This is a genomic window from Roseomonas nitratireducens (assembly GCF_017813355.1).
Lineage (GTDB): Bacteria > Pseudomonadota > Alphaproteobacteria > Acetobacterales > Acetobacteraceae > Neoroseomonas > Neoroseomonas nitratireducens.
The window spans coordinates 112,785-131,844 of sequence record NZ_JAGIYZ010000003.1 but is presented as its reverse complement, the minus strand read 5'-3'; the positions used below and the strand labels follow the sequence as shown (position 1 = coordinate 131,844).

Genomic DNA, 19,060 nt, shown 5'->3' with positions numbered 1-19,060 from the left:
CGCCACGAGCCCTCGCGCGCGATGGCGCATGACAATGATCCGGCGCGCGCGGTCGCGCGCGACGCCGTCGCGCCTGGATCAGCCGCCGCGGAAGAGGCTGAGGAGCGACTGCGGCGCCTGGTTCGCGATGGACAGCGACTGGGTGCCCAGCTGCTGGCGGATCTGCAGCGCCTGGAGGCGCGCGGATTCCTTCGCGAGGTCCGCGTCGATCAGCGCGCCGAGGCCGCCTTCGAGCGCGTCCAGCTTCTCCCGGTTGTAGCCGACCTGCGCATCGACGTAGCGCGCATCCGAGCCGTACTGGTTCAGCGCGTCGGCGATGCCGGTGTTGATCGTCTGCCAGTCGCCGCCCGCCGCGATCGCCGCCTGGGCGCCGGCCGCGGTGGTGGGGGCGGCGGCCACGACGAGCGTGCCGGCCGCGTCCACGGCTGTCAGCGTGTAGGTGGTGCCGGCCTCGTTGCGGGTCGTGACGATGTCGCCGCCGCCGGCCGCCGTGTCGGTGCTCAACAGGGTGCGGCCGTTATAGGTCGCGTCGGCGATGAAGTTCTGGATCTGGGTGCGCAGCGCCCCATACTGCGCTTCGTACTGCGCGCGCTGGTCGGCGTTGAGCGTATCGTCGGCCAGGCGGACCAGCGTCTCGCGCACCTTGATCATGGTGTCGGACACCTTGCGCAGGCCGGCCAGCGAGGTGTCGAGCACGCCCTTCACGCCGCCGAGTTGCTCGTTCGCGGCCGTCAGGCCCGCGACATCGGCGCGCACCGACTGGGCCACGGCGAAGGCAGCGCCGTCGTCCTTCGCGTCCGAGACGCGAAAGCCGGTCGAGACGCGCTTCTGCGTGGCGTTCAGCGCCTCATTGGTGCGATTCAGCGACTGCAGCGCCACCATGGCGCCGAGATTCGTGTTCACCGAATTGAGGCTCATCGGGATCTTCCCTTCACTCGCACGGGATATTCCCGTGGCACGCCCCCAATGTGCCGGGGGAAGATGAAGGGATTGCTAACCGGGCCGGGAAAAAACGCAGGCCGTCCAAAAAAAGAAGGCCCCGCCGGCGAGCGCCGCGGGGCCTTCCCTACGCCGGGGGTGGTTACCCCTTCATGTTCACGGCCTGGCGGCCGCGCTGGCCGTCACGGACCTCGAGGGCGACCTTCTCGCCCTGCTGCACGTCCTGCCGGCCGACGCGCTGAAGGACGGAGGAGTGCAGGAACACGTCCTGCCCGCCATCGTCCGGCGTCACGAAGCCGAAGCCGCGGACCTGGTCGAACCACTTGACCGTTCCGTTGACGTCGTAGGTCGGCCCGCCCTCGTCGCGGCCGAAGTCGCGCCGCGGCGGACGGTCGCCGAAGGCGCGCGGGGGACGGTCGCCGAAGCCGCCGCCGCCGCCACCGAAGCCACCGCCCGGCGGGCCGCCGAAATCGCGGCGCGGGGGACGGTCGCCGAAGTCGCGCCGCGGGGGACGATCGCCGAAGCCGCCGCCGCCACCGCCGAAGCCACCACCGCCGCCGAAGTCACGGCGCGGGGGACGGTCGCCGAAGTCGCGCCGCGGGGGACGGTCGCCGAAGCCGCCGCCGCCGCCGAAGTCGCGCCGGGGCGGACGGGCGCCCGCGCCACCGCCTTCGCCGCGCTTCAGCTCGACGATCCGGGTCACGAGGCGCCGGCCCTGGCGGTCCGTGCCGATCTCGCAGACCAGCTTGTCGCCGGTATCGGGGGGTTCGATCCCAGCCTCGGTCAGGGCCGAGGCGTGGAAGAAGACATCATTGCCGTCGGGTCCGAGGACGAAGCCGAAGCCTTTCCGGCTGTTGTACCACTTCACCTCGGCCTCGATGGGCCCGGAGCCACCCTGGTTCTCGAATTCAGACACGTTCCTGCAGGTCCACGCAAAACAAGCGAGCCTGCGGGATGCAGGGTCGCTGTATGTCACAATGGCATTGCCGCCCGGTCAAAGCGAGCAAAATCGCCGCGACACGACTGGGGGTGGTCAGGCGAAGCGCCGCGGGTCGAAGGGCGCGACCGAAATCTCCGGCGCCTCGCCCGCCAGCAGCGACGCCACCACCCGCCCCGTCCGCGCCCCGGCCACGAGCCCGGTATGGCCATGGCCGAAGGCATGGATCACGTCCGGCGTCGCGCTGGCCGGGCCCAGGCAGGGCTTGCCGTCGGGCATCGAAGGCCGGTGGCCCATCCAGACCTTCACCCGCTCCGCCGGCAGGTCCCTCGGCAGGCCGGGGAAGCAGTGCAGCAGGTGGTCGCGCAGGATCGCCGAGCGCTGCCAGTTCGGCGCCGCATCGAGCCCCGCGATCTCCACCTGGCCGGCGCAGCGCAGCCCGTTCTGCGTGCGCATGATCGACATCTTGCCGTCCGAGGGCATCAGCCCGTGCCGGGGGGAGACCTCCGGCGCCGACAGCTCGGCATGGTAGCCGCGCTCCGTCTCGAGCGGCACGGCATCCCCCGCCGCGGCGGCCAGGGGCCTGGCGAAGGCGCCGGCGGCGATCACCGCGGCATCGGCCGCGACATCCCCCTGGTCGGTCCGCACGGCCTTGAGCCGCCCGGCCTCGATCGCGAAGCCGGTCGCCCGGGCGCGAAGCTGCGTCGCCCCCTGCCCGACCGCATGGGCGACGAGCGCGGCGGTATAGGCGCCGGGATCGGTGCAGTGGCCGCCTTCCTCCACCATCACGCCGAAGGTGTAGCGGCGGTCGAGCTCGGGCTCCCGCTGGCGGAGCTCGTCGGCATCGAGTTCGAGCCAGCGCACGCCGACCTTGTGGCGGATCTCCCAGGCCTTGGCCTCGGCCTCGAAATCGGCCCGCGAAGGGTAGATGTAGATCAGCCCGCGGCGCTCGATCAGGTGGCCGACGCCGGCTTCGTCGGCCAGCGCCTTGTGCAGCGCGGGCGCGTCGACCACCAGCGGGCGCAGCGCGCGCGCCGCCTCCTCCACCTTCTCCCAGGTCGAACCCGCGGCGAGGTAGCGCAGCAGCCAGGGCGCCACGCGCGGGAAGTAGGACCAGCGGATGGCGAGTGGCCCCAGCGGGTCGCTGAGGAATTTCGGCAGCTTCTTCCACAGACCGGGCACGGCGGGGGGAATGACGGACATCGGGCTCAGCCAGCAGCCATTGCCGTAGGAGGCCGCCTGTTCCCCGCCCGGGTCGGCGGGATCCACGATGGTCACGCGGAAGCCGCGCCGCAGCGCTTCCACGGCGGAACAGGCGCCGACGATGCCGGCGCCGATGACGACGACGTGGCGGCTCATGATGCGCGGGTCTTGCCGATGACCTTGGACGGGCCGGACTGCACCGCGACGCCGGCCAGGTGCTGGTCGAGGAAGAACAGCCGGTCCTGCCCCCAGAGCCAGAGGTCGCCGCAGAAGAAGGTCGGCGCGCCGAAGACGCCGCGCGCGACGGCATCCTGGTTGTTGCGGTCCCATTCCGCCATGACGGACTGGCTTTCCTCCTCCCGGTGCAGGGCCTCGCCCGGCAGGCCTTCCTCCCCGGCGATGGCGACGCGCACGCGGGGGTCGGCGATGTCGCGTTCGTCCACCCACAGCGCGCGCAGCATGGCGTGCGACAGCGCCTGCGCGTCCATCCCGCGCGCCTGCGCGGCCATCACCATGCGCCCGGCCTGGCGCTGGTCGGTCGGCGGGTAGTGCTTCGGCTTCAGCTTGATCGGCATCTTCAGGTGCCGCGACCAGCGGTCGAGCTCGAGCGCGTGGTAGTCCTGCCGCGGCTCCGGCCTGGTGCGCAGCGGGATGCCGCCGGTGTGCTTGATCACCAGGCGGAAATCGTAGGGCCGCAGCACCAGCGTCGCGCCGTGGCGCCGGACGATGTCGGTCAGCTGCGGTCCCGCGAAATACATCCAGGGGCTGGAGAGGGTGTAGAAGCACTCGACGGTCTGGCCCATCGGCGTCATCCCTTCTGCGTGCGGCCGGGATCATGGCCCGCGAGCAGCGAGACATGGGCCGAGACGACGCGCCAGCCATGTTCGGGCAGGCGCACCATGATCTTCGTCTCCCGCCCGATCAGCCCGGTGCCCACGCGTTCGTATTCCAGATGCGTGCAGGCGAAGTCGCGGCCGAAGGCGGTGATGTGCACCTTTCGCGTCACGCGCGCGGCGTAGGACTTCACCGTGGCGCGGAAGGCGCGGATGGCTTCGATGCCATACAGGATCTCGGTGACGCCGAAGCGCACCGTGCGCGGATCCGGCCAGAAGGAGGCGTCGAGCACCTCCGTGTTGTTGCCGGCGATCGCGGCCTCGTAGCGGTCGAAGACCGCGCGGGCCTCGGCGATCGTCTCGGGGTTGTCGATGTCCACGCGGTGCGACTCCCGGCCTTCCCGGGGCCAGCATGCAGCGCGGGACGCCCGAAAGCAAAAGGGGCCGGCGCGAGGCCAGCCCCTTTCCAGCCGGATGCGGCGGGTGGTCAGCCCGCGGCGGCGACGGCCCGCTTGGCCATCACGGTGACCAGATGCGCGCGGTACTCGGCGCTGCCATGGATGTCGGCGTTCAGCCCGTCGGCCGCCTGCTTGACGGCCGCGACGGCGTCCGCCGACCAATTGGCCGACAGCGCCTTTTCCATGTCCGCCTGGCGGAACACGCAGGGGCCGGCGCCGTTGATCGCGACGCGCACGCCGCCCGCGCCCTTGGAGACGAAGGCGCCGGCCATGACGTAGCGGCTCGCCGGGTTCTTCATCTTGGCGTAGCCGGCCTTTTCCGGGATCGGGAACTCGATCGCGGTCAGGATCTCGTTCGGCTCGAGCGCAGTGGTGAACATGCCGAGGAAGAAGTCGTCGGCCGCGATCTTGCGGGCGGAGGTGTGCACCGTCGCCCCCAGGCCGAGCACGGCCGCGGGATAGTCCGCCGCCGGGTCGTTGTTGGAGACCGAGCCGCCGATCGTGCCGCGGTTGCGCACCTGCACGTCGCCGATATGCCCGGCAAGGTAGGCGAGCGCCGGGATGGCGGCGGCCACCTCGGCGCTGGTCGCGACCTCGACATGGCGGGTCAGCGCGCCGATGACGATGGCGTTGCCGACGCGCTTGATGCCCTTCAGTTCCGCGATGCCCGAGAGGTCGACCAGCGCGGAGGGCTTGTTGAGCCGGTGCTTGAGCGCCGGCAGCAGCGTGTGCCCGCCGGAGACCGCCTTGGCGTCCGGATCGGCCAGAAGCTTCACGGCATCCGCGACGCTGGCCGGCTTGTGGTAGGCGAAATCATACATCGTTCGTGCTCCTTGCCTCGCTGGCCGGCCGATTCACGCCTCCGGGCCGTGGCGGGGTCGCCGCCTGGCCCTCCGGCGATCGGCCGGCGATCCTGTCCCTATTCCGCCGCCACCCTGCGGCCGCCATTGATGATCTGCCAGATCTTGGCCGGCGTGGCCGGCATGTCCAGGGTCCGCACGCCGTAGTCGCGCAGCGCGTCCACCACCGCGTTGATGACGGCCGGCGGCGAGCCGATCGCGCCCACTTCCCCGCAGCCCTTCACGCCGAGCGGATTGTGCGTGCAGAGCGTGGTGTGGGTGGCGACCGAGACCGGCGCGAGGTCGTCCGCGCGCGGCATGGTGTAGTCCATCATGGACCCCGAAAGCAGCTGGCCGCTCGCGTCGTAGACGCAGGTTTCCAGCAGCGCCTGGCCGATGCCCTGGGCGATGCCGCCCTGCACCTGGCCTTCGACGATCATCGGGTTGATGACGCGCCCGACATCGTCCACCGCGGTGAAGTTGACCATCGAGACCTTGCCCGTCTCCGGGTCGATCTCGACTTCCGCGATGTGGCAGCCGCCCGGATAGGTGAAGTTCTTGGGGTCGTAGAAGGCGGTCTCCTCGAGGCCGGGCTCCAGTTCCTCGATCGGGTAGTTGTGCGGCACGTAGGCGGCGACGGAAATGTCCACCAGCGCCTTGGTCTTGTCCGTGCCCGCGACGCGGAAGATGCCGCGGTCGAACTCGATGTCGTCGACGGACGCTTCCATCAGGTGGGCGGCGATGCGCTTGCCCTTGGCGATGATCTTGTCCATCGCCTTCATCATCGCCGAGCCGCCGACCGCGAGCGAGCGCGAGCCGTAGGTCCCCATGCCGAAGGGCACCTTGGCCGTGTCGCCATGGACGATGTCGACCTGCGCGGTCGGCACGCCGAGCTTGTCGGCGACAAGCTGGGCAAAGGTGGTTTCATGCCCCTGGCCGTGGCTGTGCGCGCCGGTCAGCACGGTGACGCTGCCCGTGGGATGGACGCGGATCGTGCCGACCTCATACAGCCCGGCGCGCGCGCCGAGGCTGCCGACGACGGCCGAGGGCGCGATGCCGCAGGCCTCGAGGTAGGTCGAGATGCCGATGCCGCGCAGCCGGCCGCGCTTGGCCGATTCCGCGCGACGCGCCTCGAAGCCCGCCCAGTCGGCGGTCTTCAGCGCCTCGTCCAGCGTCGCGTGGTAGTTGCCGCTGTCGTATTGCAGCGCCACCGGCGTCTGGTAGGGGAAGGCGTCGTTCGGGATGAAGTTGCGCCGGCGGAGATCGACGCGGTCGATGCCCGTCTCCTGCGCCGCCACGTCCATCAGCCGTTCCAGCAGGAAGGTCGCTTCCGGCCGGCCCGCGCCGCGATAGGCGTCGACGGGCACGGTGTTGGTGAAGACGGCCTTCACCTCGCAGTAGATGACCGGCGTCGTGTACACGCCCGCGAGCAACGTGGCGTAGAGGTAGGTCGGCACGCAGGGGGCGAAGGTGGACAGGTAGGCGCCCATGTTCGCCAGCGTGGAGACGCGCAGGCCGAGGAACTTGCCATCCGCATCCAGCGCGAGTTCCGCGTGCGACACATGGTCGCGCCCATGCGCGTCGGACATGAAGGATTCGCTGCGGTCGGCGGTCCACTTCACCGGGCGGGCGAGCTTGCCGGCCGACCAGGTGACGATCGCCTCCTCGGCATAGTGGTAAATTTTTGAGCCGAAGCCGCCGCCGACATCGGGGGCGACGACGCGCAGCTTGCTTTCGGGGATGTGCAGCACGTTCGCACCCATCAGCAGGCGGATGACGTGCGGGTTCTGGCTCGTCGTCGTCAGCGTGTACTCGCCCGTCGTGCGGTCGAACTCGCCAAGTGCGGCGCGCGGTTCCATCGCGTTCGGGATCAGGCGGTTGTTCACCAGGTCGAGGCTGACCACCTTCGCCGCCGAGGCGAAGGCCGCGTCCACCACCGCCTTGTCGCCGATATGCCAGTCGTAGCAGAGGTTGCCGGCGACGCCGTCATGGATCGGCGCGGCGCCGGGCTTCAGCGCGGCGTCCATGCTGGCCGCGGCGGGCAGCACGTCGTAGTCCACCGAGATCGCTTCCGCGGCGTCGCGCGCCTGCTCGCGCGTCGCGGCGATCGCGACGGCGACCGGGTCGCCGACATGGCGGACCTTGTCGACGGCGAGGACGGGGTGCGGCGGCTCGGCCATCGGCGAGCCGTCCTTGTTGTGGATCTGCCAGCCGCAGGGCAGGCCGCCGATGTTGTCGCGCGCCATGTCGGCGCCGGTGAAGACCGCGACGACGCCGGGCATCGCCGCGGCGGCCTTGGTGTCCACGCCCTTGATCCGCGCATGCGCGTGCGGGCTGCGCAGGATCCAGGCGTGCAACTGGCCCTGGCGGTTGAAGTCGTCCGTGTAGGCGCCGCGGCCCTGGAGGAAGCGGAAATCCTCCTTCCTGCGGACGCTCGCGCCGATGCCTTCGAACGGGGTCACCACGTTCATGGTCGTTTGCCTCTCCCTTGGGGATTTTTCTGGGGGCCCGGGATTTGCCGGGCCGCTTCTTGGGGCGCGCGGGGCGCCCGGGGCGCGGCCTATTCGGCCGCGCGCGCGATCTCGCTCCGCTTGCCGTGCATCACATCGGCCGCCGCGGCGATCGCCTTGACGATGTTGTGGTAGCCCGTGCAGCGGCAGAGATTGCCCTCGAGCCCTTCGCGGATCTGCTGTTCCGTCAGGCCCTGCGGGTTCTTCTGCACGAGGTCGATGGCGGACATCACCATGCCCGGCGTGCAGAAGCCGCACTGCAGGGCGTGGTATTCGCGGAAGGCTTCCTGCATCGGGTGCAGCGTGCCGTCGGGCTTGGCGAGGCCCTCGATCGTCGTGACGTTCGCGCCATTCGCCATCACGGCGAGCGTGGTGCAGGACTTAACGCTCTCGCCGTTGATGTGCACGACGCAGGCGCCGCACTGGCTGGTGTCGCAGCCGACATGCGTGCCGGTCAGGCGCAGCGTCTCCCGCAGCAGTTCGACGAGGAGGGTGCGTCCCTCCACCTCCGCCGTGTGGGTCTGGCCGTTCACGGTCAGCGTGACCTGCGGCATCGTTCGTCTCCCCGAGAGTTCCGTTGGTGATCGGGCATGTGGCGCCCGTGCGATGGGGCGCAAGCCTCGCGCCGGCGCCCATGCCTCGTCAAGCGTCGACGGGCGGGCAGATGGCGTGCCGTCCGTCGTTTGCGAGGGAATCTCAAAAATGCCGCGAGGGCGCGCGCCCGGCCGATAGCGCGCCCCGCGATGCGCTGGGGGTGGGAGGAGCCTGACGCCCCTCCCCGCCCGTCAATGATGCGCGATGACCGCCGCCCCGCGCGCGCCCGCGAGCGGGTTCTCCGCCGCCGGCCGGTCGTGCAGGTGGCAGGCGGCGAAATGGCCTTCCTCGGTCGGGCGCAGCGAGGGTTCCTCCTTGCTGCACCGGTCGAAGGCGTAGGGGCAGCGCGTGTGGAAGCGGCAGCCCTTGGGCGGATTGATCGGCGAGGGCACGTCGCCGGTCAGGATGATGCGCTCGCGCTGCGCGCCGGGTTCGGGCACCGGCACGGCGGATAGAAGCGCCTCGGTGTAGGGGTGCTTCGGTGCCGCGAAAAGCTGGCGCTTGGGCGCGACCTCGACGATCTTGCCGAGATACATCACGGCCACGCGGTGCGTCATGTGCTCGACGATCGCGAGGTCGTGGCTGATGAACAGCATCGCCAGGCCGAGTTCCTTCTGCAGGTCCTGCAGCAGGTTCACGATCTGCGCCTTGACCGACACGTCGAGTGCCGAGACCGCCTCGTCGCAGATGATCAGGTCCGGGTCGGCCGCGAGCGCGCGCGCGATGCAGATGCGCTGGCGCTGGCCGCCCGAGAATTCATGCGGCCAGCGGCCCACCGCGTCGCGCGGCAGGCGCACGCGGTCCATCAGGTCGCCAACGCGCTTCTCGAGGTCCGCGGAGTCCTTGGCCAGGCCGAAGTTGCGGATCGGCTCGGCCAGGATGTCGCGCACGCGCATGCGCGGGTTGAGGCTCGAGAAGGGGTCCTGGAAGACCACCTGCATGCGCCGGCGCATCGGGCGCAGCGTGCCCGCCGGCATGTCGTCGATCCGCTTGCCGTCCAGGCTCACCTGCCCGGCCGTGATCGGGAACAGGCGCAGGATGGCCTTGCCCACGGTGGACTTGCCGCAGCCGGATTCGCCGACCAACGACAGCGTCTCCCCCTTGGCGATCGAGAAGGACACGCCGTCCACGGCATAGACGTAGCCGGTGCGCCCGCCGAAGAAGCCGCCATGGATCGGGAAGTGCTTCTTGAGGTCGTTGACCTCGAGGATAGGGGTGCTCATGCGGCGAGTGCGTCCTTGAGAGCGTAGTGGCAGGCCGCGATATGGCCCGGCGCCTTTTCCTCGAGCGCGGGGGCGACCTTGGTGCACAGTTCCGTCGCGTGCGCGCAGCGGGAGGCGAAGACGCAGCCTTCCAGCTTGCGCTTCAGGCTCGGCACCACGCCGGGGATCTCCTGCAGCCGCGTCTCGGTGCCGGTAAGCGAGGCGCCGAGCTTGGGCATCGATCCGAGCAGCCCCTGCGTGTAGGGGTGGCGCGGATTGCGGAAGAGGCGGCCGACCTCGGCTTCCTCGACCTTGCGCCCGGCGTACATCACGATCACGCGCTCGGCCACTTCGGCCACGACGCCGAGGTCGTGGGTGATGATGACGATCGCCGCGCCCACCGTGCGCTTGAGGTCGCGCATCAGGTCCAGGATCTGCGCCTGGATGGTGACGTCCAGCGCCGTGGTGGGCTCGTCCGCGATCAGCAGCTTGGGATTGCAGGCCAGCGCGATGGCGATCATCACGCGCTGGCGCATCCCGCCCGAGAGCTGGTGCGGGTATTCGCGCACGCGCCGCCGCGCTTCGGGGATGCCGACCAGGTTCAGCATCTCGACCGCGCGGTTTTCGGCCGCCTGGGCCGAGAGGCCCTGGTGCAGGCGCAGCGTCTCCCCGATCTGCCGCCCCACGGTCAGCACCGGGTTCAGCGAGGTCATCGGCTCCTGGAAGATCATGCTGATCTCGTTGCCGCGGATCGCGCGCATCTCGCGGTCCGTGCACTTCAGCAGGTCGCGGCCTTCGAAGCGGATGGCGCCCGCGATCTTGCCCGGCGGCTCGGGGATCAGCCGCAGGATGGACATGGCGGTGACCGACTTGCCGCAGCCGGATTCGCCCACGATGGCGACCGTCTCGCGCGCCTCGACGTGGAAGGACACGCCGTCCACCGCGCGGTTGATGCCGTCGCGGGACCGGAAATGGGTCTGCAGGTTGTCGACTTCGAGCAGGGCCATGGGGCTCAGATCCTCTTTGCCATGCGCGGGTCGAGCGTGTCGCGCAGGCCATCGCCCAGCATGTTCACCGCAAGCACGGTGATCGACAGGAACACGGCCGGGAAGAACACGATGTAGGGCTTCACCTGCCAGAGCGCGCGGCCCTCGGCCATGATGTTCCCCCAGGACGGGATGATCGGCGGCGTGCCCGCGCCGATGAAGGACAGGATGGATTCCGTGATCATGGCGGACGCGCAGATGAAGGTCGCCTGCACCGTCATGGGGGCGATGGTGTTGGGCAGGATGTGGCGCCAGATGATGACCGGCGTGCGCGTGCCCGCCGCCACCGCGGCGTCCACATAGGGCTGTTCGCGCAGCGACAGCACCACGCCGCGCACCAGGCGCGACACGCGCGGCACCTCGGCGATGGTGATGGCGATGATCACGTTCTGGACCGACCCGCGCGTCAGCGCCATCAGCGCGATCGCGAGCAGGATCGGCGGGATCGACATCATGCCGTCCATCACGCGCATCACGATGCTGTCCGCCCAGCGCACGAAGCCCGAGACGAGGCCGATGGTCAGGCCGATGATCGATGCGCAGATCGCCACCGAGAAGCCGACGATGAGCGAGACGCGCGCGCCGTAGATCACGCGCGAATAGACGTCGCGGCCCAGCATGTCCGTGCCGAACCAGTATTCTGCCGAGGGTTCCCGCGTGCGGCGCGCCGGGGCCAGCGCGGTCGGGTCCACGGTCCAGAACAGCGGCGCGAACACCGCCATGATCACCATCAGCAGCACGATGCTGCCGCCGATCGCGATGGTGGGGTTCCGGTACAGGAAGCCCCAGATGCCGCGGCGTGCCTTCACCGGCGGCATGATGTCGCCCATCGGCGCCGCGGCGGCGACATTGGCCGCCGAGACGTCGCCCGGGCTGAGGACGGATGCGGAGGCCATCAGTAGCGGATCCTCGGGTCGAACAGGGTGTAGAGGATGTCGATCAGCAGGTTGACCAACACGTAGGTGAAGGAGAACAGCAGCACGACGCCCTGGATCACCGGGTAGTCGCGCCGCAGGATGGCATCCACGGTCAGGCGGCCCAGGCCGGGGATGGCGAACACGCTCTCGGTCACCACGGCGCCGCCGATCAGCAGCGCGATGCCGATGCCGATGACGGTCACGATCGGCACCGCCGCGTTCTTCAGCGCGTGCAGGAACAGGATGCTGCGCAGCCCCGCGCCCTTGGCGCGCGCGGTCCGGATGTAGTCCTGCTGCAGCACCTCGAGCATCGACGCGCGGGTGATGCGCGCGATCAGCGCGATGTAGACCGACCCGAGCGCGATGGCGGGCAGGATCAGGTTCTCGATCCAGGGGACGAAGCCCTCGCTGAAGGGCGTGTAGCCCTGCACCGGCAGCCATTCGAGCTCGAGCGCGAAGACGTAGGCGAGCAGGTAGCCCACCACGAAGACGGGCACCGAGAAGCCCAGCACCGCGAAGCCCATCACCATCTTGTCGACGAAGGTGCCGACGCGCGCCGCCGCGACCACGCCCATCGGCACCGCGATCGAGACCGCGAGGATGAGCGTGACCACCATCAGCGACAGGGTGGGTTCGAGGCGCTGCTTGATCATCAGCGACACCGGCAGGTTCGTGAAGATCGACACGCCGAGATCGCCGCGCAGGATGTCGAACACCCAGGCCCCGAACCGCACCAGGTAGGGGCGGTCGAGGCCGAGGCTGGCGCGGATGCGCTCGACATCCTCCGGGGTGGCCTGGTCACCCGCGATCACCGCCGCCGGGTCGCCCGGCGCGATGTAGAGAAGGCTGAAGACGAACAGCGCGACGACCGCCATCACGGGGATGGTGGCCAGCACGCGTCGGACGACATAGGCGAACATGATCGCGGATTACCTGTCAGTTGGTCAGGACTTGGACACGCCCCAGAAGAACGGGATCGGCGCGCCGATCACGCCCGTCACGTTGCGCCGCCATGCCTGGTAGGTCTTGTAGAAGCCGGTCGGCACGTAGGTGACGTGGTTCATCGCCGCGGCGTTCATCTCCGCGACCGCGGCCTTCTCGGCATCGAGGTTCGGCGCGTCGAACCACTTGTCGCGGGCGGCTTCCACCGCCGTGTCGTTCGGCCAGCCGAACCAGGCGCCGTCGCCATGCGCGCGCAGCGCCAGGTAGGCGGCCGGGTTGATGCAGTCCGCGCCGGCATGCCAGGTGTGGAAGATGTGCCAGCCGCCACGCCCCGGCGGCTCCTTCACCGCGCGGCGCTGGCCCACGGTGCCCCAGTCGGTGGCGACGAAGTCCACCGTCATGCCGAGCGAGCGCAGCAGCGCGTTGGTCACCTCGCCCATCGCCTTGAGCGGCGGCTGGTCCTGGCCGACCAGCACCGTGATCGGCTGGCCGTTGTAGCCCGATTCCGCCAGCAGGCGCTTGGCGGCGTCGATGTTGCGCGGCCCCTTCAGGATGTCCCCGCCCGCTTCCGTGTACAGCGGCGTGCCCGGCGTGAAGAAGGACGGCAGCGTCTGCCACAGGCTGCGGTCGTCGCCCACCACCGCCTGCATGTAGTCGGTCTGGCTGAGCGCCATGGCGATGGCGCGGCGCGCGCGCACGTCGTTGAACGGCGCGTGCAGGTGGTTCAGCCGGAAGGAGCCGATGTTGCCGAGCGGGTCGGCGATGTCGACCATGATGTTGCGGTTGCGGCGCAGAGTCGGGATCAGGTCGGTGAGCGGCGTCTCCCACCAGTCGATCTCGTTGTTCTGCAGCGCGGCCGAGGCCGTCGCCGGGTCGGGCATGATGATCCACTCGACGCGGTCGACCATCATGCGCTTGCCGCCGGCGAGCCAGGACGCCGGCTCCTGCCGCGGCACGTAGCCGTCGAACTTCGTGAAGACGGCCCTCGCACCGGGCACCCACTCGTTGCGCGCCAGCCGCATCGGGCCGGAGCCGATGAACTCGCTCACCTGCGTGAAGGGATCGGTGCGCGCGATCCGCTCGGGCATGATGAAGGCCATCGGCGTGTTGTTCTTGCCGAGGGCGACCAGCATCTTCGGGTAGGGCGACTTCAGGCGCCAGCGGAAGGTGGTGTCGTCCACCGCGCTTACCGGTTCCTCCTGGATGGCGCGGATCATCTGGCCCATGCCGTCGCGCACCGCCCAGCGGTTCAGGCTGGCTGCGACGTCGCGCGCGCGCACCGGCTCCCCGTCGTGGAAGCGCAGGCCCGACCGCAGCTTGAAGGTCCAGGTCTTGCCGCCGTCGGTGACTTCCTCGCTCTCGACCATCTGGCGCTGCGGCGTCAGGTTGGCGTCGAAGCCGTACAGCGTGTCCCACACCAGGCAGGCGGCGTTGCGCACGACGTACTGCGTGCCCCAGATCGGGTCGAAATTCGCGAGGTTCGCCTGCGGCACGAAGCGCAGCGTGCGCGCCGCGGCGCTCTGCGACAGGGCCGGGGCGGAAAGCCCGCCGGCCGAGCCGATCGCGGCCACGCCGGCGCCGGCCTTGAGGAACGTTCTGCGGTCCATACAAACTCTCCCTGTTGGCGTCCAGGCAAGGCCTCCCCTGCCCGGTTGCCGGTCACATTGCATCATCCGTGTGCGCCCGACCAGCACCCGGCCAGGGGGCTGGAGCAGGCGCCGTCATGGCTTCGCCCCGGCCCCCTCGGAGGACCGGGGGGGCCTTGCACCGGGCGTGCCAGAAAGTCTCAGCTCTTGCCGATGTTCCAGAACACCGTCGCCGGGGCGCGGAACATTCCCGTGACGTTCCGCCGCCAGGCCGAGGGCTGCCAGTAGTAGCCGAGGGGGACGTAGTACATCGCGTTCATCGCCTCGCGGTTCAGCGCCTCCCCGATCCGGCGGCCTTCGGCGGGATCGCCGCCCTTCTCCACCCATTCGGCGCGCAGGCGCTCGACCTCCGGCACGTTCGGCCAGCCGAACCAGGCGTCGTTGCCGTTCGCGCGAAGGAACAGGTGGAAGACCGGCAGCGCCAGCGACTGGCCGGAGGAGGTGGTGTGGATGATGCTCCACCCGCCGCGCTCCACCGGCTCGCGCGAGGTGCGCCGCTGCACGAGCGTGCCCCAGTCGGCTGCGATCAGCTCGAGGTTCATGCCGAGCCGGCGCAGCACGTCCGCAGTCATCAGCGACAGCGCGTTGATCTGCGGGTAGTCGCCCGGCGCGATCAGCACGACCTTCTCGTTGTTGTAGCCCGCTTCCCGCAGCGCGGCGCGGGCGCGGTCGATGTTGCGCACCTTGAGGACGTCGCTGCCCACCTCGTTGGCGAGCGGCGTGTCGCAGGTGAACACGCCCTCGCACACGCCCCAGCCGGCCGGGTCGTCGCCGGCGACCGCGCGCAGGTAGTCGCGCTGGTCGATCGCCATCGCCACGGCGCGGCGGATGGCGGGGTTGTTGAAGGGCGGCTGCAGCGTGTTGAAGCGGGCGACGCCGTAGGTGCCGTCGGTCAGGCGCTGCTCGACCACGACGTTGCGGTTGCGCCGCAGCATCGGCAGCAGGTCGTGCAGCGGGTACTCCCAGTAGTCGTGCTCCCCCTGCGCGATGGCGTTGGCACTCGTCGCGGGGTCGGTGATGATCGTCCACTCGACGCGGTCGATGCGCGGCACGCGCCCGCCGGCCAGCCCGTCGACCGGCTCCTGCCGCGGCACGTAGCGCTCGTTCTTCGCCCAGGCGGCGCGCTGGCCGGGATTCCATTCGTCGCGCAGGAAGCGGAAGGGGCCCGACCCGACCGTGTCGCGGATCTGCTGGAAGGCGTCCGTCTGGGCGATGCGCTCGGGCATCACGAAGCAGGGGAACTGCGTCTGGCCGAGCGCCATCAGCAGCAGCGGCGTCGGGCGATGCAGCCTGAAGCGGAAGGTCCGGTCGTCCACCGCCGCGACTTCCGCGATGTTGGGCCAGAGCACCTGCATGAAGGGATCGCGCCGCCGCCAGCGGTCGATCGAGGCAACGCAATCCTTCGCCAGCACCCTTTCGCCGTCGTGGAACATCAGCCCGTCGCGCAGGCGGAAGGTCCAGGTCAGCTGGTCCTGGGACACGTCCCAGCCTTCGGCCATCTGCGGCTTCACCGCGCCGGAATTGTCGGTCGCGCAGATCTGGTCGTAGATCAGGAAGGCGTTGTTGCGCGTGACGACAGCGGTGGTCCAGATCGGGTCCAGGCTGGTCAGGTTCGCCTGCGGGATGACGCGCAGCGTGCGCGCGGCAGCCCCCTGCGCGATCGCGGGCGCGGCCGTGCCGCCGGCGGCGATGCCCGCCGCCGCGCCGAGGAAGGTCCTGCGTTCCATGGCCATCTCTCCCCTCAGGTCCTGCGGATGCCCCAGTACAGCGCCAGCCCCGGCACGCGCCCGGTCAGGTTCCGCCGCAGCGCCGTCATGGACAGGTACGAGCCGACCGGGACATAGGGCAGCTCGTCCATCGCGACGCGCTGCATCTCGCGCGCCAGGCGCTGTTCGGTCGGCAGGTCCGGCGCCTCGAACCAGGCGTCGCGCAGTTCCTCCAGGCGCGGGATGTCGGGCCAGCCGAACCAGGCGTTGCTGCCGTTGCCGCGCATCGGGAAATGCGCCGCCGGATCGACGAAATCGACCGAGGAGAAGGAGGTGAACAGCATGCTCCAGCCGCCGCGGTCGACCGGCTCGCGGGAGGTGCGGCGCTGCACCGTCGTGCCCCAGTCGGTCAGCACGATGTCGGCGTTGAAGCCGAGCCGGCGCACCAGGTCCGCGCCCACCTGCGTCATGGCCGCGGGGGCGAGGATGTCGGTCGGGCCGATCAGGCGCATCGGCTGGTTGGTGTAGCCGGCCTCGCGCATCAGCGCGCGGGCGCGGTCGAGGCTGCGCGGCCCGCGCAGCGCGTCCAGCGCCTCGTCGTTCGCCAGCGGCGTGCCGGGCGTGAACAGGCCGACGCCGGTCCGGAACAGCGCCGCATCGGTGCCGACCACCGCCTGCATGAAGTCCTCCTGGCTGACCGCCGGAAGGATCGCCTGGCGCATCTTCTTGTCGTTGAAGGGCCCGTGCAGGTGGTTGAAGCGCAGGATGCCGGTCAGCGGCAGCGGGTCGATCGCCTCGATCGCGACGTTCCGGTTGCGGCGCAGCAACTGCTGGATCTCGGGCGGCGGCTGCTCGTACCAGTCGATCTCGCCCGTCTGCAGCGCGGCGGCCGCGGTCGCGGCGTCGACGATGATCTGCCACTCGACGCGATCGAAATGCGCGATCTTCGGGCCCGCCGTCAGGCTCGGCGTGCCGGAGGAAACCGGCACGTAGTCCCGGTTGCGCTCATAGACCACGAGGCTGCCGGAATTGAACTCGTCCGCCTTGAAGCGGAAGGGACCGGAGCCGACCGCCTCGCGCACCTGCTGGAACGGATCGGTGCGCGCGAGCCGTTCCGGCATGATGAAGGCCGGGCTGTTGGAGACCTGGCCGAGCGCCTTGAACAGCAGCGGGAAGGCGCGCTTGAGCTTGAAGCGCACGCGCCGGTCGTCCACCACCTCGAGCGCATCGACGACCGTCGCCAGCTTCTGCCCGAAGGGGTTCCGCCGCATCCAGCGGTTGATGGACGGCACCACGTCCTGCGCGCGGACCGGCTCGCCATCGTGGAACTTCAATCCAGGGCGGAGCGTGATGGTGACGACCTTGCCCTCATCCTCCACCACATGGCCCTCGGCCATCTGCGGCTGGGCGCGGAACTCCGCGTCCATCCCGTAGAGGCTGTCGTAGATCATGTGCCCGTGATTGCGGGTGATGTTCGCCGTCGTCCAGATCGGGTCGAGGCTCGTCAGGTTCGCCTGCGGCACCATCTTCAGGACGCGGTTCTGCGCCGGCTGCGCGGTCGCGAAGCGCGGCAACGCGCCGGCCGCGCCGGCGGCGGCACCCGCCTTCAGCAGGTCACGACGGTTCATCACTGTTCTCCCAGCCCCAGTCGGACGGCATCTGACCAGCCGCGGGCGAGGACGGCAACCCTGGGATCAGCTGCGCTGAAGGTTCCAGAACACGGGCAGCCCCTTCACCATGCCGGAGATGCCGCGGCGATAGGCAGTGGCCTGGAAATACTGCCCAAGCGGCAGGTAGGGGGCCTCCCGCATCGCCTCGGCCTGCATCTCCCGCGCGATGCGCTGCTGCGCGGGCAGGTCCGGCGCGTCGAGCCAGGCGCCGCGCAGCTCCTCCATCTTCGCCATGGTCGGCCAGCCGAACCAGGCGCGCTCGCCAGTGCCCCGCATCGCCTGGTGCACGCCCGGATGCGCGGTGTCGAGCCCGGCCCAGAAGGTGAAGAACATGCTCCAGCCGCCGCGCTCCGGCGCTTCCCGCCGCGCGCGGCGCTGCACCACCGCGGCCCAGTCGGCCGAGAAGACCTCCACGTCGAAGCCGACCTGCCGCAGCATCCCCGCACCCACATTCGCGAGCGCCGAGAGCGTCGGGAAGTCGTTCGGCGCGAGCAGCACGACCTTCTCCCCGCCATAGCCGGCCTCGGCGATCTCGCGCTTCACCCGCTCGATGTCGCGCGCCGAGGTCAGGGGGCCGAGCGCTTCCTCGCTCGCGAGCGGCGTGCCCGGGGCGAAGAAGCCGACATCGTCGCGCCAGAGGCTGCGATCCTCCCCGATCACCGCCTGCATGAACTCCCCCTGGTTGACCGCGCCGAGCAGCGCGCGGCGGATCACCGCGCGGTCGAAGGGGGGATGGAGGTGGTTGAAGCGCGCCATGCCGACGAAGCCGGTCGGGTCGGGGATCTCCATCACGATGTTGCGGTTGCGCCGCAGCGTGGGCTGGAGGTCGGAGGACGGGTTCTCCCACCAATCGACCTCGCCCGCCTGCAGCGCGGCGGAGGCGCTCGCCGCATCCGGCTGCACATGCCATTCGACGCGGTCGAACAGCGCGCGCTTGGGTCCCGCGGTCCAGGCCGCAGCGCCTTCCGCGCGCGGCACGTAGCCGTCGAAGCGGGCATAGGCGATGCGCCCGCCGGGGACGCGTTCATCGGCCAGGTAGCGGAAGGGGCCGCTGCCGATCATCTCGGTCACCGGCCGGGTCGGGTCGGTCTCGGCCAGCCGCTCGGGCATGATGAAGCAGACCGGCGCGGTCACCTTGGCGAGCGCGTCGAACAGCCGCGGAAAGGGGCGCGAGAGGCGGAACAGGATGGTCCGCTCGTCGGTCGCCGCGATCTCCTCCGTACGGGCCATCAGCGCCTGGCCCATCGCGTCGCGCTGCGCCCAGCGGCGGATGGAGGCGACGCAATCCTGCGCGCGCACCGCCTCCCCGTCGTGGAACTTCAGGCCTTCGCGCAGGCGGATGGCCACGCGCCGGCCGTCATTCTCGACCGTATGGCCCTCGGCCATCTGGGGCGCGGGCGCGTAGTCGGCATCGAGGCCGTACAGCGTGTCGAACACCGCGAAGCCGTGCAGGCGCGTGACATTCGCTGTGGTGACGATGGGGTCGAGCACCGCGAGGTCGGCCTGCGGGACGAACTTCAGCGTCCTCGGCGCCGCCGCCGTCCCCTGCCCGAGCGCCGGCCGCGCCAGCGCGGGCAGCGCGAGGACCGCGGCGATCAGGGCACGTCGTTGCATCGGC

At 70.2% G+C, this 19,060-nt stretch carries 16 protein-coding genes; all 16 read right to left on the bottom strand.

Annotation, left to right across the window (positions count from 1 at the left end; translation table 11 throughout):
- Positions 1–78 precede the first annotated feature (78 nt).
- The 16 genes from J5Y09_RS04995 to J5Y09_RS04920 all read right to left on the bottom strand — a co-directional run bounded on the left by J5Y09_RS04995 (position 79) and on the right by J5Y09_RS04920 (position 19,056).
- Positions 79–918 carry a flagellin gene (locus tag J5Y09_RS04995; protein WP_209350649.1) on the bottom strand — a complete coding sequence of 280 codons (840 nt, stop codon included), beginning with the start codon at positions 916–918 and terminating at the stop codon, positions 79–81.
- 163 nt (positions 919–1,081) lie between these two features.
- Positions 1,082–1,855: a cold-shock protein gene (locus J5Y09_RS24225; protein ID WP_342451411.1), complete on the bottom strand. Its 774-nt coding sequence runs from the start codon at positions 1,853–1,855 to the stop codon at positions 1,082–1,084.
- Between the two features lie 117 nt (positions 1,856–1,972).
- Complete coding sequence (locus J5Y09_RS04985; RefSeq protein ID WP_209350648.1) at positions 1,973–3,235, bottom strand: NAD(P)/FAD-dependent oxidoreductase; 1,263 nt, start codon at positions 3,233–3,235, stop codon at positions 1,973–1,975.
- Positions 3,232–3,882, bottom strand: coding sequence for a 2-hydroxychromene-2-carboxylate isomerase (locus J5Y09_RS04980; RefSeq protein WP_209350647.1), 651 nt, complete (start codon positions 3,880–3,882; stop codon positions 3,232–3,234). The genes J5Y09_RS04985 and J5Y09_RS04980 overlap by 4 nt, the downstream gene beginning before the upstream one ends.
- A 5-nt stretch (positions 3,883–3,887) precedes the next feature.
- Positions 3,888–4,292, bottom strand: a complete 405-nt coding sequence (locus J5Y09_RS04975) for an AtzH-like domain-containing protein (RefSeq protein ID WP_209350646.1) — start codon at positions 4,290–4,292, stop codon at positions 3,888–3,890.
- Between the two features lie 107 nt (positions 4,293–4,399).
- The gene (locus J5Y09_RS04970) at positions 4,400–5,191 is read right to left on the bottom strand and encodes an FAD binding domain-containing protein (protein ID WP_209350645.1); all 792 of its coding nucleotides are present in this window, start codon (positions 5,189–5,191) and stop codon (positions 4,400–4,402) included.
- Between the two features lie 98 nt (positions 5,192–5,289).
- On the bottom strand, positions 5,290–7,680 hold the full coding sequence (locus J5Y09_RS04965) for a xanthine dehydrogenase family protein molybdopterin-binding subunit (RefSeq protein WP_209350644.1): 2,391 nt from the start codon (positions 7,678–7,680) through the stop codon (positions 5,290–5,292).
- 89 nt (positions 7,681–7,769) lie between these two features.
- On the bottom strand, positions 7,770–8,273 hold the full coding sequence (locus tag J5Y09_RS04960; protein WP_198375530.1) for a (2Fe-2S)-binding protein: 504 nt from the start codon (positions 8,271–8,273) through the stop codon (positions 7,770–7,772).
- A gap of 231 nt (positions 8,274–8,504) precedes the next feature.
- Entirely contained in the window at positions 8,505–9,536 is a 1,032-nt protein-coding gene (locus tag J5Y09_RS04955; RefSeq protein WP_209350643.1) for an ABC transporter ATP-binding protein, read from the bottom strand.
- The gene (locus tag J5Y09_RS04950) at positions 9,533–10,522 is read right to left on the bottom strand and encodes an ABC transporter ATP-binding protein (protein WP_209350642.1); all 990 of its coding nucleotides are present in this window, start codon (positions 10,520–10,522) and stop codon (positions 9,533–9,535) included. The genes J5Y09_RS04955 and J5Y09_RS04950 overlap by 4 nt, the downstream gene beginning before the upstream one ends.
- A gap of 5 nt (positions 10,523–10,527) precedes the next feature.
- A complete protein-coding gene (locus tag J5Y09_RS04945) occupies positions 10,528–11,457 on the bottom strand; it encodes an ABC transporter permease (protein WP_245216848.1) in 930 nt (309 codons plus the stop codon).
- The gene (locus J5Y09_RS04940; RefSeq protein ID WP_209350641.1) at positions 11,457–12,398 is read right to left on the bottom strand and encodes an ABC transporter permease; all 942 of its coding nucleotides are present in this window, start codon (positions 12,396–12,398) and stop codon (positions 11,457–11,459) included. Before J5Y09_RS04940 ends, J5Y09_RS04945 begins: the two co-directional genes overlap by 1 nt.
- Before the next feature lie 24 nt (positions 12,399–12,422).
- Complete coding sequence (locus tag J5Y09_RS04935; protein WP_209350640.1) at positions 12,423–14,027, bottom strand: ABC transporter substrate-binding protein; 1,605 nt, start codon at positions 14,025–14,027, stop codon at positions 12,423–12,425.
- A gap of 179 nt (positions 14,028–14,206) precedes the next feature.
- The gene (locus tag J5Y09_RS04930; RefSeq protein WP_245216847.1) at positions 14,207–15,793 is read right to left on the bottom strand and encodes an ABC transporter substrate-binding protein; all 1,587 of its coding nucleotides are present in this window, start codon (positions 15,791–15,793) and stop codon (positions 14,207–14,209) included.
- A 14-nt stretch (positions 15,794–15,807) separates the two neighbouring features.
- A complete protein-coding gene (locus J5Y09_RS04925) occupies positions 15,808–17,400 on the bottom strand; it encodes an ABC transporter substrate-binding protein (RefSeq protein WP_209350638.1) in 1,593 nt (530 codons plus the stop codon).
- Between the two features lie 66 nt (positions 17,401–17,466).
- Entirely contained in the window at positions 17,467–19,056 is a 1,590-nt protein-coding gene (locus J5Y09_RS04920) for an ABC transporter substrate-binding protein (RefSeq protein ID WP_209350637.1), read from the bottom strand.
- Positions 19,057–19,060: the final 4 nt, after the last annotated feature.

Excerpts from the sequence above, each read along its gene's own strand:
- J5Y09_RS04995 (WP_209350649.1), bottom strand. The coding sequence starts at position 918 with ATGAGCCTCAATTCGGTGAACACGAATCTCGGCGCCATGGTGGCGCTG.
- J5Y09_RS04985 (WP_209350648.1), bottom strand. The coding sequence starts at position 3,235 with ATGAGCCGCCACGTCGTCGTCATCGGCGCCGGCATCGTCGGCGCCTGT.
- J5Y09_RS04980 (WP_209350647.1), bottom strand. The coding sequence starts at position 3,882 with ATGGGCCAGACCGTCGAGTGCTTCTACACCCTCTCCAGCCCCTGGATG.
- J5Y09_RS04970 (WP_209350645.1), bottom strand. The coding sequence starts at position 5,191 with ATGTATGATTTCGCCTACCACAAGCCGGCCAGCGTCGCGGATGCCGTG.
- J5Y09_RS04965 (WP_209350644.1), bottom strand. The coding sequence starts at position 7,680 with ATGAACGTGGTGACCCCGTTCGAAGGCATCGGCGCGAGCGTCCGCAGG.
- J5Y09_RS04960 (WP_198375530.1), bottom strand. The coding sequence starts at position 8,273 with ATGCCGCAGGTCACGCTGACCGTGAACGGCCAGACCCACACGGCGGAG.
- J5Y09_RS04955 (WP_209350643.1), bottom strand. The coding sequence starts at position 9,536 with ATGAGCACCCCTATCCTCGAGGTCAACGACCTCAAGAAGCACTTCCCG.
- J5Y09_RS04950 (WP_209350642.1), bottom strand. The coding sequence starts at position 10,522 with ATGGCCCTGCTCGAAGTCGACAACCTGCAGACCCATTTCCGGTCCCGC.
- J5Y09_RS04945 (WP_245216848.1), bottom strand. The coding sequence starts at position 11,457 with ATGGCCTCCGCATCCGTCCTCAGCCCGGGCGACGTCTCGGCGGCCAAT.
- J5Y09_RS04940 (WP_209350641.1), bottom strand. The coding sequence starts at position 12,398 with ATGTTCGCCTATGTCGTCCGACGCGTGCTGGCCACCATCCCCGTGATG.
- J5Y09_RS04935 (WP_209350640.1), bottom strand. The coding sequence starts at position 14,027 with ATGGACCGCAGAACGTTCCTCAAGGCCGGCGCCGGCGTGGCCGCGATC.
- J5Y09_RS04930 (WP_245216847.1), bottom strand. The coding sequence starts at position 15,793 with ATGGAACGCAGGACCTTCCTCGGCGCGGCGGCGGGCATCGCCGCCGGC.
- J5Y09_RS04925 (WP_209350638.1), bottom strand. The coding sequence starts at position 17,400 with ATGAACCGTCGTGACCTGCTGAAGGCGGGTGCCGCCGCCGGCGCGGCC.
- J5Y09_RS04920 (WP_209350637.1), bottom strand. The coding sequence starts at position 19,056 with ATGCAACGACGTGCCCTGATCGCCGCGGTCCTCGCGCTGCCCGCGCTG.